Raw genomic sequence first — 12,274 nt, 5'->3', positions numbered from 1 at the left:
CCTACATGGATGTAGGTAAGGGGCGTGAGCAGGACGCGGAAGCTTTGCTCGGTTTTTACTTATTCTTACATGGATGTAAGCCAGTAGAATAACGCAGGAGCAGTTATCGAGCCCACTAGGTTACAAACCTCGCGTCGCGATTTGATCGCCCCTAGATTGAACAAATTTCAATCCACAAAGATCAACACGCCCTAGTTAAAACAAAGGCTCGCAGTGCGAGCCTTTTTTAATACATTTTATTTAATATTACTCAGCCACACGCTTTGGTATGGTTCTAGCTCTATTGTTAATTGGCTTTCTTCAATCGTTTTATCTGCCACCAAATCAAACCACTTTTGGGTGTTAATTAAGTTTAAGTCGGCCAATGTGAGTGTTTGTGGTTTATCGCTAATGTTATAAACACAAAATATGCTTTGGCGTCTGTCTATACTTTGTCGCCAAAAACCAAATAATCCCCCTGCTAAATGCAGCGTAAACTGTGTAGCATTTGGGTGGAAGGCACTTTGCTTTTTGCGTACTGCCAATAAACTTTTTATGCCGTTAAACACTTTATGATGATGACTGTACTTTTCACCAATTGCCGCCAGTAGCTTTGACTCTTGCCAACGATGGCGGTTAATAGCACGGTTATGCTGAGAGTTTTCAAAGCGTTCGTAATCGTTAGTTGTACCCAACAAACTATGAATATAAAGCCCTGGGATACCTTCAAGCGCAAACATAATTGCGTGAGCACACATAAACCGCTCCAGGCCAAACTTATCTGGGCCATTGTGCGTCCCTTGGAGAGCATCAAATAAAGCAATATTTAGCTCGTACGGTGTATGCGTTCCATCGTTACTGGTTCGCATAGATACACGACCACCAAATTGCATAGTGGTACTTACAAGTGACGCCACTTCACTGGGTTGTAATAAACCTTCAATTGGTCTGAGCCCTATTCCATCGTGCGAGGCTATAAAATTAAAGTATGCCGTACCATTTTGCGCAGGCGGCATGCTCATCATCCAATGCTTAATTGCAGTGCTATCGCCACTAAGTAATGTATGAAGCAATAAAGGCGGCAGTGCAAAGTTATAAATACTGTGCGCTTCGTTGGCATTACCAAAATAAGACAGGTTTTCTTGATTTGGAATATTGGTTTCGGTAATTATAACTACGCTCGGCTCTGCGTGCTCAATAAGTGTTCGCATTAGCCTTACGGCTTCATGTGTTTGCGGCAAGTTAATACAACTTGTATTAAGCTGTTTCCACAAAAATGCAACCGCATCAAGCCTAAACAAACGCACGCCATTGTCTAAATAATGCCTAATTATTCCCACAAACTCTTTAAGTACATCAGGATTGCCAAAGTCAAAATCAACCTGATCGTGACTAAACGTACACCATACGTGCTTTTCACCGCTTGGCGTTGTTACAGTATTTAATAACGATGAGGTTCGCGGGCGTACAACTTGGCTTAAATCATCCGTTAAGCTCGCCGTTTTGAAATAATCTTTACCCGGGTGTAAATCATTTAAAAAGTTCTCAAACCATACACTTCTGCTTGAGCAATGGTTAATAACCAAATCCGCCATTAGCTTTACATCTTTAGCGATATTTTGAATATCTCCCCAATCACCCAAGGACTCATTCACTTGCACGTAGTTCATTACGGCAAAGCCTTCGTCTGAGCTGTACGGGTAAAATGGCAATATGTGCAGCGCATTTAACTGCATATCACATTGCTCTTTTATAAACCTGTGTAGTGTTTTAAGCGGTGCCTCCATTGGGCTCGATACGGCAAATTCACTATCATCGTGTTTAATAATAGAGTCGCCATAAGCAATCAATACTATATCTTGTTCATCCCACCGGTTTGTATGGGGTGTCGGGTCGCGCAGTGCATTGCTACCTAATATAATTTTAATGAGTTGCTGAGCAAGCTCAGTAACCGATAAAGGCAGCTCAACACCCTCATAAATAATATGAAGATGTTGCTCTACTCGTTGTAAAAATAATTCGCTAACTGTGCTCACATGCGCCCCTAATATTTATTGTTTAGACTTATAGGCTAGTTAACCTGCACGCAGGTTAACTATATTCTTCGTTATCTAGCTCTACGGCTTCTTTTAAGCGCTCAAGTACGTCTGGCATTGCTGATACAACACGGTTCCAACTTGGCACAAATGGCGCTTCCATTGGGTTTTCTAAAAAGTGTTGCCCTGCTTCCATAATATTTTGTGCAAACATTTCTACTGCTTTTTCTTCTTGGTGTACATCAAGCGTTAACCCGTTCATTAGCGCGTCGTTATGATACGTTTCTATAAAATCTAAACCGATACGGTAATAAGTCGCTTTTAATGAACGAATTGTTTCGCTGGTAAAAGTAACACCTTGAGTCGCCAGCTTTCTAAACAATGCCTTAGTAATATCAATCGACATTTTAGACAAACCAGCACTTTGATCATCAAGTGAAAGTTCTTGGTGCTTATGGTCATAATTATCGGCAATATCTACTTGGCACAAGCGGTTATGCGAATAGTTACGATACATTTCACTCAGTACACCTATTTCAAGGCCCCAATCACTTGGGATACGAATATCGTTTAATACATCGCGTCTAAACGAAAACTCACCTGCAAGTGGGTATCTAAAAGAGTCCATATATTCAAGGTAGTCGGTATTGCCTAAAATTGTTTTAAATGAGCGAAGCAATGGCGTTACTAATAAGCGCGATACACGGCCATTAATTTTGCCATTAGCAGTACGCGGGTAAAACCCTTTACAAAATTCATAGTTAAAACGCGGATGCGCAACGGGGTAAATTAAGCGAGCAAGTAGGCTTCTGTCGTAGGTTAAAATATCGCAATCATGCAGCGCGATAGACTCTACTTCTGCTGTTGCTAATTTATAACCCATGCAATACCACACATTACGCCCTTTACCCAGCTCACGTGGTGCAACACCTAGCTCTTGTAATTCTTTATCTAGTGCTTGTAAGCGTGGGCCGTCGTTCCATAATACTTTATGGTTTTGGTTTAGCTCTTTAAAAAAGCCTAGTGCATGACGGTACTGTGCTTCGTCGGCTCTATCTAAGCCTATCGTAATTTGTGATAAATATGGTACTTCGCGTAATTCACTAACTATATTTTGCAGCGCAGGGCCTTCAAGTTCACTAAATAGCGAAGGAAGTATTAACCCCATAGGGCGCTGCTTACTAAAAGTAAGTAGCTCTTTTTCTAGGTCTTCTATTGGTCTGTCGGCAATATTATGTAATGTTGTAATAATGCCATTTTGGTAAAAATCAGCCATGAGATGTTTGCTCCTCAGAAATACTTAAAATACTGCTAATACACGGCAACGACGTTATTTCTTCAATCCAGCCCAGCGGTGCTGGTGATTGAGAATATCGTGCTTTGTTGTGCGACAATTTAACCGGCTTTTTACTCGCCGGATTGGCAATAATAATGGCGATATTTGCGTGCTCTAACATTTGCTTATCGTTATCGCTATCACCCAGTGCTATAACCGTGAGAGGCTTTCTGAAATGATGGGTAAACTGTTTAACTAACCACTGCTGTGCAGCGCTTTTATCGGTATTTTTGGCAATATGAATGAAGCGTCCGCCAATTTTTATATCGTAGCCGAGTGCTTCAACATCGTTTACAAAGGCTGTGAGTAATTCGTCATTGCCATACCAATAAAGAGGGTCTGAATAATCGCGAGTTTGTGCGCGTCTTGCTTGTGCATCGTTTAGCCCGGTAAGCTCTGATATTTGCTCACTCGATAAGTCACTAAACAATTTATAATGCGCTTTATAATCCGCCTTTAAAGTATTTAAATCATTTAATAAACTCGATAACGGCTTTGCCATTGCGTAGCACCAATAAGCGCCTACTTTTTTACAACCAATTGGCTTTAATTCAAAATAGTCTTCTGGAATAAATACCGCTGCACCGTTTTCGACAATAAAAGGCTGTCGAATATTTAAATCGTTTTTAAGCTCTATAACTTCGCAAAAAGTTTTGCTGGTATTAAACACCACAGGAATATGCGCATTTTGCAGCTGCTGTAATAACTCACTGATATTATTTGTATTGTAATCGGCGTGATCGAGTAATGTACCGTCCAAATCTGTAAAAATAATAGGTTGAAGGGTGTCATCACTTGTTAGGTGCATACCGCTAATATCTCGGTTGCTATCAAGTTCAATTAAAGCATTTGCTTTAGCGCTCAGTGTGTTTAAGTTCTCACGCGTAATGCGCTCAAAATGAGAAATAAAATACACCAATTGCTCGTTAGTCATGGTGCCTGAGCCTTCACCTTTTTTGGCTATTAGCTTTTGTTCTTGCTCTTGTCGCCATGTAAAAACATCACTAAAACTCGGTGCTTTTAGCATAACGGTATAATCAATTAGGTTAAAAACGGCTTTATATTCATTTGCCAAACAGCTATTTACACAGCGGCGCCAAACGCCTTCTTTATCAAACTGTTGCTCTAACTCGTTAAGCGGCTCACTCAATGAAAACAGCGGTTGTGGCTCACTGCCCACGCACCACCCTTCTAAAATAACAATATCAACTGGCTTTTCATTTGTTAGCCAATCACTTGTTGGCACGCAGTCGTCTTCGTGTTTATTAAAACGGGGAAGCGGTACGTTTACCTCTCCTGCCAGTAAATTAGTTATTGTGCTATTCATTAACGCTACGTCGTGAGTACCCGGTACTCCGCGAGTAGTAAAAAGAGGATGTACGTCTTTGGCAAGCTCAGTACGTGCTTGTTTTGCTAAATAAAAGTCATCAATAGACAATGCAACACTGTTAAGTGGTGTGTTTTTAGAAAACCACGTAACTAAAAAATCTGCGAGTGTTGTTTTTCCTGAGCCCTGGCATCCATTTATGGCAACAAAAATAGGAGTATTTGTTTTTTTAGATTCGAGGATGTCATGCGCAAGTGGAACAAAATATTGCTCACTCAAATATTGATACTTTAAAGGCAGTTGGTGTTTTGCTAAAAACGGGGTTATATCCACAATATTGGCCTCTGACATAGTAACTCCTTTGCATACGATGCGTTCTGGAAATTAAATGCAGATACTAGACCATTATTATTTTTATATATTTATTAATAGGTTAAAAAAATAGCGCATTGAAAATGCGCTATTTTGGTGCAATATTTTTAACTTACGTGCACTATTAACTCTCTTGAGGCTGCGCCTTAGGTAATACAAGGTTGAGTACAATGCCTAAAATAGCGCATAAACTTACGCCCTCTAAACTAAATTGGCTACCACCTATATGCATACCGCCAATACCGCACACCAAAATAAGTGCAACAATACTTAAGTTACGTGGTGCTGTTAAATCATCGCCCGACTTAACTAATGTATTTAAACCCACTACAGCAATAGAGCCAAAAAGTAGAATCATAATACCGCCCATTACAGGTACAGGTATAGTCTGTAAGCCAGATCCCATTTTAGCAACAAAGGCTAAAATAATGGCGATAATGGCTGTCCACATCATTACTTTAGGATTGAAGTTTTTGGTAAGCATAACTGCTCCCGTTACCTCTGAGTAAGTTGTGTTAGGCGGGCCGCCAAATAATGATGCAGCAGACGTCGCAAGGCCATCACCAAACAAAGTACGGTGAAGCCCAGGCTTTTTCAAAAAGTCTTTATTGGTTACTTGGCTTATAGCCATCATATCGCCAATATGCTCAATTGCAGGTGCTATTGCTACAGGCACCATAAACAAAATAGCCTGCCATTTAAACTCAGGCCATGTGAAGTTTGGTACAGCAAACCACTGTGCGTTAGTTACTGCGTCAAATTGCACAACGCCCATTGCAAGCGATAAACAATAACCCGCAACAACCCCTGCCAGAATAGGTATAAGCTTAAATACGCCTTTTCCCCACACTGCAAAAATAAGCGTAACCACTAACGAGAACAACGAAATATAAATAGCGCTGTTGTAATCAATAATTTGAATACTGCCGTCGCCACTTTTACCCATCGCCATATTTACAGCAACAGGTGCAAGCGCTAAACCAATAACCATAATTACAGGGCCTACAACCACAGGCGGTAAAATTTTATGAAGCGTTGCAACGCCCTTAAACTTTACTAATAAACTTAAAAGCATATAAGCAAAGCCCGCTACCATTAAGCCGCCCATAGTGGCTGGCACGCCCCACATTTGCACAGCGGCAATAATGGGTGCAATAAAAGCAAACGATGAAGCTAAAAATATAGGCACTTGGCCTTTAGTCACTACCTGAAACAGCAAAGTACCAATGCCAGCGGTAAAAAGCGCAACATTAGGATCCAAGCCCGTTAAAAGTGGCACTAATACCAGCGCACCAAATGCTACAAACAGCATTTGCGCGCCTGTTAAAATGGTTTTTATTGAAAAGGTGTCATTATTTTGCACTTAAAGACTCCTAAACAGTACCGAATATTTTGTCGCCTGCATCGCCTAAACCAGGGATAATATAGCCCTTTTCGTTTAAGTGACTATCTACTGAGGCTGTAAAAATTTCTACATCTGGATGAGCGGCAAGTGTTCTCTCAACACCTTCTGGTGCTGCAACAAGTACAATTACTTTGATTTCTTTACAGCCTGCTTTTTTAAGCATATCGATTGTGGCAATCATTGAGCCACCCGTTGCAAGCATAGGGTCAATAACTAAGCTTAGGCGTTCATCAATATTACCTACTAGCTTTTCAAAATATGGTACTGGTTCTAGTGTTTCTTCGTTACGTTCAAGACCAACCACACTTACTTTAGCGGCTGGTAATAACTGCATAACACCGTCCATCATGCCAAGACCTGCGCGTAAAATAGGCACTACGGTAATTTTTTTACCTTTAATATGCTCTACTTTTAATTTATTGCCATCCCAGCCTGTAATTTCGTTATCTTCTAACTGTAGGTTTTTAGTTGCTTCGTAAGTTAATAAGGTTCCAACTTCAGAACATAATTCACGAAAGCTTTTAGTACTAATACCATGCGCTCGCATTAGGCCTAGTTTATGTTGAACAAGAGGGTGAGAAATAACGTGAATTGCCATGATATAAACCTACTGATACAAGAATTTGCAGTATTTTATATTAAAAAAGGTCATTTGACCTGTAGTTTTAAAGAGATTTTCATACATCGTGCCAAAATGTATTGTTTTGCCTGATATTTATGCAAGCAATCAACCCGTTGTGTTTATTAAATGTTACTCGCTAACCAGCTATTTACTTGCTGTTGCATATAACTATTTATTTTTTGGTGCTCGGGGCTCCAGCCAGCTAAAAATCGATAAAAGTCAGCCCATGCAGCAGGCCATAAAGCGAGCCAATTGTCAGCTATTTTAACTGCTGGTGCTGTAGGATGATAAGTAGTAATAGCAGCCTTTAGATTGTCAAAATAATACACAAGGTACTCATCAGCGCACTCGTGTAATTGTGCATCACTCAAGCAACTGGTCATAAAATACATTACATCAATTATCCCAGAACCTGCACCTATATACTGAAAATCATAACCGAGTATTTCATCGCGCTCATTTGCTGCAAAGTTAGCAAGTTTTGCATCACCATGAATCAGCGTTTTATACGTACAACTTTGTAGCTGCTCATCTATTTTATGTGCAGCATTTTTAATATCGGACTTTTTATCAAGGTTATCTTTTAGTTTATTAAACTCATCTGGGCGCGTGCTTAAATGCCAGTAGTTGCCTTGCTGCCATAACCCTTCAGCGGGTTTACTTAAGTTAACCGCATGAAAGTGTGCAAGCCACCTTAATATAGCTTTAACATGTTGTGGCCCTGCTTGAGTAAACCCATGTTTGGTGAAATCCTTAAACACCAGCGCATATTCATCATCTTTATTAATTGCACCTATACATTCAATACTTTGCGCATGTACTGGTAAATGCTGGCTATAAAGCTTATAAAATGTGTATTCAACACTATATGAGTGCTGCTTTCTTTTAAGCGCAAATTCGCTTTGTTTAATTTTAGGATGGTTTATATAACTGGGTATTTTAATCGCTTTAATAACGCAGGCTTTATCATCAAGCCGGCACTGCACAATACTGCCACATCCACTCCAAAGTGATGTAAGCGTATCGCCAATTTCAATGTGCTTAAAGTGAGGTTGTAATAAAGGAATATAAAATGCCATAGCTATTTTAAGTAATTAAGTTTTTTGTAGTTTAACATTAGTGGACGTTTTTAATAAAACTAAGGCATAAAAAACCCCACTTGGTTTTATATAACTCTGTATGAAAATAGTATAATACTTTTTTCTTAATGGGTGGCCAAAATCACTGTACCACTACAAGTTAGGTTATGTGAACAGCAAAGAGGCAGCTTCTTTAGTGGGTGTAGCCCCATTTAATCGTGAAAGTGGTGTGTATAAAGGTAAGCGAATGATACGTGGCGGCCGACCTAAAATTAGAACTGCCATGTATATGGCAATGATGTCAGCCATTCAGTGCAACTCTAAATTTAAAGACCTTTATCAACGCATGGTCAAAGCAGGAAAGCCTAAAAAAGTAGCTATAATTGCGTGCATACGAAAGCTGGTAGTAATCATAAATTCAATGGTGCGAGATGGTGTCATGTGGGATCCTAAATTGGTTTAAAATTAGGAATTGACACCATAGTCACTTGTTATGTTTACAATTCGGCTTTTGAACACCAAAACTCTGAATAACTGCCGTCAACCCAGCACTCAACCCGAATTGTGCCAAAATCTCGTTGTGTGTTTAACTCTTCAGAAATGATTACCTTTTCTGATTGAAGCAAATTTGAGACTAGATCGAGATCATCTAAGCCCTCAATTTCGATACTTTTACACGCATCATTGTACTCAACTTGAAACCATAGTTTTAAGTCACCATCGGCACTAACTTTACTCGTTGTTAAGTCACTAACAAACCAAGGCCGTTCAAATTCAAATAATACCCGATAGTTATTCATATTCTCTGGAAACATAACGCCTCAATAATAAGTGAACCATGTGCTGGCGGGCGATTTGCTCAGCAAATGGCATGACAGCCTTGGTGAATCTTAATTTATTGACTTGTTAGCTTTGCATTACTCATTTACTTTCAAGTTATTAGCTTTAAGCCAGTAGCCTGACATTTTATAATAAGTAATAAACCACCCTAAAATACTTATTATAACACTTAGTCCATACTGTCTTGCCAAAGGTACATAAACTATAAATAAGATCATAGCCAATGAATATAAACCAACTGTCGACCAAAAAACTTTAGACGAGACAAGTTTTAAACGTACTTTGCAACTAGGGCAGTTGAAGTAAAATGGAAACCGACTAAAAGATAAGCCAAACGGCTCAATTTCATGGTTACACTTTGGACAATTTCCGTGACTCAAAATACCTCCTTGTAAAGCTAACGCCTAAATAACAGGCAAAAAATTGTTGGCTAAAATAAGCGACGTGGGAGCAAAAGCCAACTGTTTTTTGTCCTTGTTGATTTTCTTGTATGGATAATAAACCCATAAATTAATTAATACTTTAACCAAGTTCGGGTAATGTGAGGCCCAAGCTTTGGCTGCAACCAAAGCCTTTTATACAGTAGTTCGATTGATTGAAGGCTCCTCTATTGAGAGACCGATAACAAGAAAGAACGCTGTATAAACTCCAAGCATTAAACTCGGATAGTCAACGGGGCCTCGAGCCCGAATCGCAAGGCAGAGTCAGCTTATTATGAATACACTCAATAATCAAAATGAAATTAACGTCGGTGTCGATACAGGTAAAACTCAACTCGATATTTACATCCGACCTTTAGATATATATTTCACCGTAGAAAACAATGACGGCGGCATTAAACACGCTATAAAAACACTAAAAAAGCACCCAATAACGCGTGTTACTATTGAAGCAACTGGGCGCCTTGAACACCCCTTTATTATGGCGTGTGCTCAAGCGAATATCCCTTTCGTTGTTGCTAATCCCGTTAATATTAAACGTTTCGCAGGCGCTATTGGCCAAAAAGCAAAAACAGATAAACTTGATGCGCAACTCATCGCTCATTTTGGTGAAGCAATAAAGCCACCACTCTCTTCTTTAAAGCCAGAGCAGATGCGCTTGATGAGTGATTTACTTTCTAGAAGAAGGCAGTTAATGGATATGCAAACGATGGAGAAAAATCGTTCACAGATAATGCCAAAAACAATATCATCACTAATAAAACCTATCCTAACGGCATTAAAAAATCAGATTGAAAAAGTAGATTTGAAACTACAAAAACTCATCAAAGAATGTGACGAATATAAGGTCAAGAATGACATTATTCAAAGTGTGCCTGGCGTTGGGAATGTTGTCGCATTTAACTTACTTAGTGACATGCCTGAGCTTGGGTGTGTAAACAATAAAGAGGCTGCATCACTGGTTGGTGTTGCACCATTTAATCGAGAAAGTGGTGCTTATCAGGGTAAACGGATGATACGAGGTGGACGGCCAAAAATTAGAACCGAAATGTATATGGCAATGATGTCAGCTATCCAATGTAACCCTAAATTTAAAGCTATTTATCATCGGCTAGTCGCGGCAGGGAAACCTAAAAAAGTGGCTATTATTGCCTGTATAAGAAAGCTTATAGTAATCATAAATTCTATGGTGAGGGATGGTGTCATGTGGGATCCTAAAATGGTTTGAAATTAGGAATTGACACCATAGTCACTTGTTAGGTGATTTAGGTGCAATCGTGATTTATATACCATCCTTTACCAAGATCTGTAATCTCACGAGCATAACCTGGTTTCAGATCTGTTTCGGGCATTGAACCATCACCGTTAATATTAACGGTAGTCAAACAGCCCGAAACAGCTAAACCACTTCTGTGCACCATAATACGTGTCCAATTAGGTGTGTTTGAACAATGCTCTACACGTTCAGAACCAACCTGTTTAAATAAAGCCAAGTATTGTTTGTATCTATCACTTGAAATACCAACCTCTCTCAAAACAATTTCAAGTGACACCTTTCTGTCATAGTTTTGGTTAGTATTCCATTTATTATCATGTTCCCAAAAATCGCCTATGTGGTCAGTACCAACAGCAAAACACGTGTTAGTTTTAGTATCTTCTTTTATCATTGAATCTAGCTGTTCAAAAGAGGCTTTGTTTTGGACAAAACTTTCTTTAATTTCATCAATATTGACTGGTTTGCCACAAGCCTGTAAAAGCAAAACTAAAATTAGAAAACAACTCCGAACTTTCATAATCACCTAACGCCGCAATAAGCGGTCAGATAATGGTTGGTTAAACTTGTTGAGGAACGAAACACAACCAACCATTATATGTCCGCTCTTAATTGCCTTTGTTATGTTTCCAAATACATTAATCTTGGTACTCTGAGGGGATTTCTTGTTTAAATATTTCAATGCACTCTTCAACTATTTCTAGCGGTATATCTTTTTCGAAGAGTGTAATTTCTCGCGACTTTTTCGAGTCATCACGAAATATTTCTAGCAATAACTTATTCTTGAAATAGACCTCAATACCTATCCCATCACGACCACCACTTACATCACTAGCTATAGTGACATTGTAATCATTATTTAAAGCCAACCCGACTCCTTGTGGAAACATAACGCCGCAAATAAACGGCTAAAAATAGTTGGCTATAATTTGTGAGGTACGAACAAAGCCAACTATTTTTTGTCCGCACTTTTTAATTTGCCTTGTTATATGCCGTTTGCAGGCATAGCCTCTGCACCTTCTTTTACTTGTTCATTTGATAAAAACACACCACTTTGCGGTTCGAATGTAGCGGAGTTTTTTTGATATCCGAGAAGATAAGCAGAATTTAAAGCCACAACCATTTCATTCATGTCACCGCCCCATCGAAATGTTACCACTACTGGCTCTATAAAAGCTGAGGAATCGAATGCAGGAAAGTAATCTGAGAACTCTGATAAAGGCGACATATATGTTTCCACCCCAGAGTCTTCGCCTTTCAGTTTGACAGGGAGAAACCCAGTATGCTTTTTTAAATCTACATTTTCTAAATATTGAACAGGAGTGTTTAACTGTTCTGATAATTCGTTTAGTGAGTTCGTATTTGGAACATCACTAAGAGATAAGATTACGTACATAGTCATCGACATTGATAGGTCCCTCTCAAGTTAACCAAGGCATATAACACTTTAGTATTTATGCGACACGCAGTTTGTGTTGCATAATCGCTTGTTGGACTGAGGCGCTACCTGCTCGGTGTGTCAGAGTTGGTGTTGTTTATGCTATGGGAATTTGCTTTTTAGAGGC

At 39.3% G+C, this 12,274-nt stretch carries 11 protein-coding genes and 1 pseudogene; 2 read left to right on the top strand and 10 right to left on the bottom strand.

All coding sequences use genetic code 11. From position 1 onward, the window contains the following. Positions 1 to 236: 236 nt before the first annotated feature. From H5159_RS20315 to H5159_RS20290, 6 genes are all read right to left on the bottom strand, one after another. Complete coding sequence (locus H5159_RS20315) at positions 237 to 2,015, bottom strand: sugar phosphorylase (RefSeq protein ID WP_182747277.1); 1,779 nt, start codon at positions 2,013 to 2,015, stop codon at positions 237 to 239. A 55-nt stretch (positions 2,016 to 2,070) separates the two neighbouring features. After that, entirely contained in the window at positions 2,071 to 3,291 is a 1,221-nt protein-coding gene (locus H5159_RS20310; RefSeq protein WP_002958673.1) for a glycosyl transferase, read from the bottom strand. Next, positions 3,284 to 5,029: an HAD-IIB family hydrolase gene (locus H5159_RS20305; RefSeq protein ID WP_182780935.1), complete on the bottom strand. Its 1,746-nt coding sequence runs from the start codon at positions 5,027 to 5,029 to the stop codon at positions 3,284 to 3,286. Before H5159_RS20305 ends, H5159_RS20310 begins: the two co-directional genes overlap by 8 nt. A 145-nt stretch (positions 5,030 to 5,174) precedes the next feature. Further along, a complete protein-coding gene (locus H5159_RS20300; protein ID WP_138490411.1) occupies positions 5,175 to 6,413 on the bottom strand; it encodes a uracil-xanthine permease family protein in 1,239 nt (412 codons plus the stop codon). 10 nt (positions 6,414 to 6,423) lie between these two features. Continuing rightward, a complete protein-coding gene (upp, locus tag H5159_RS20295) occupies positions 6,424 to 7,053 on the bottom strand; it encodes a uracil phosphoribosyltransferase (protein WP_024591723.1) in 630 nt (209 codons plus the stop codon). 146 nt (positions 7,054 to 7,199) lie between these two features. Next, a complete protein-coding gene (locus H5159_RS20290) occupies positions 7,200 to 8,156 on the bottom strand; it encodes a phosphotransferase (protein ID WP_182780934.1) in 957 nt (318 codons plus the stop codon). Positions 8,157 to 8,313: 157 nt separating this feature from the next. Here H5159_RS20290 and H5159_RS20285 point away from each other — a divergent pair. Beyond that, positions 8,314 to 8,619: pseudogene (locus tag H5159_RS20285) on the top strand (transposase); the annotation flags it as partial. Positions 8,620 to 8,653: 34 nt separating this feature from the next. Here H5159_RS20285 and H5159_RS20280 read toward each other — a convergent pair. Then, positions 8,654 to 8,971, bottom strand: a complete 318-nt coding sequence (locus tag H5159_RS20280; RefSeq protein ID WP_259399135.1) for a hypothetical protein — start codon at positions 8,969 to 8,971, stop codon at positions 8,654 to 8,656. Positions 8,972 to 9,710: 739 nt separating this feature from the next. On the opposite strand from H5159_RS20280, the gene H5159_RS20275 reads away from it, so the two are divergent. Further along, entirely contained in the window at positions 9,711 to 10,664 is a 954-nt protein-coding gene (locus H5159_RS20275; RefSeq protein WP_182780933.1) for an IS110 family transposase, read from the top strand. 37 nt (positions 10,665 to 10,701) lie between these two features. Here the strand turns inward: H5159_RS20275 and H5159_RS20270 are convergent, their stop codons facing one another. The 3 genes from H5159_RS20270 to H5159_RS20260 all read right to left on the bottom strand — a co-directional run bounded on the left by H5159_RS20270 (position 10,702) and on the right by H5159_RS20260 (position 12,117). Beyond that, a complete protein-coding gene (locus H5159_RS20270; RefSeq protein WP_182737538.1) occupies positions 10,702 to 11,229 on the bottom strand; it encodes a hypothetical protein in 528 nt (175 codons plus the stop codon). A gap of 118 nt (positions 11,230 to 11,347) precedes the next feature. Continuing rightward, the gene (locus H5159_RS20265; protein ID WP_182780932.1) at positions 11,348 to 11,599 is read right to left on the bottom strand and encodes a hypothetical protein; all 252 of its coding nucleotides are present in this window, start codon (positions 11,597 to 11,599) and stop codon (positions 11,348 to 11,350) included. A 95-nt stretch (positions 11,600 to 11,694) separates the two neighbouring features. Next, positions 11,695 to 12,117 (bottom strand): hypothetical protein, encoded by a 423-nt coding sequence (locus H5159_RS20260; RefSeq protein ID WP_182780931.1) that lies wholly within the window; start codon positions 12,115 to 12,117, stop codon positions 11,695 to 11,697. Between the last annotated feature and the right edge of the window lie 157 nt (positions 12,118 to 12,274).

Source organism: Pseudoalteromonas sp. SG43-1, assembly GCF_014164415.1.
Classification (GTDB): domain Bacteria; phylum Pseudomonadota; class Gammaproteobacteria; order Enterobacterales; family Alteromonadaceae; genus Pseudoalteromonas; species Pseudoalteromonas distincta.
The sequence above is the reverse complement of the archived record's forward strand: the minus strand, read 5'-3'. Positions and strand labels throughout refer to the sequence as shown.

Coding starts and splice junctions, on each gene's coding strand:
- H5159_RS20310 (WP_002958673.1), bottom strand. CDS start 3,291: ATGGCTGATTTTTACCAAAATGGCATTATTACAACATTACATAATATT.
- H5159_RS20305 (WP_182780935.1), bottom strand. CDS start 5,029: ATGTCAGAGGCCAATATTGTGGATATAACCCCGTTTTTAGCAAAACAC.
- upp (WP_024591723.1), bottom strand. CDS start 7,053: ATGGCAATTCACGTTATTTCTCACCCTCTTGTTCAACATAAACTAGGC.
- H5159_RS20290 (WP_182780934.1), bottom strand. CDS start 8,156: ATGGCATTTTATATTCCTTTATTACAACCTCACTTTAAGCACATTGAA.
- H5159_RS20280 (WP_259399135.1), bottom strand. CDS start 8,971: ATGTTTCCAGAGAATATGAATAACTATCGGGTATTATTTGAATTTGAA.
- H5159_RS20275 (WP_182780933.1), top strand. CDS start 9,711: ATGAATACACTCAATAATCAAAATGAAATTAACGTCGGTGTCGATACA.
- H5159_RS20270 (WP_182737538.1), bottom strand. CDS start 11,229: ATGAAAGTTCGGAGTTGTTTTCTAATTTTAGTTTTGCTTTTACAGGCT.
- H5159_RS20265 (WP_182780932.1), bottom strand. CDS start 11,599: ATGTTTCCACAAGGAGTCGGGTTGGCTTTAAATAATGATTACAATGTC.
- H5159_RS20260 (WP_182780931.1), bottom strand. CDS start 12,117: ATGTCGATGACTATGTACGTAATCTTATCTCTTAGTGATGTTCCAAAT.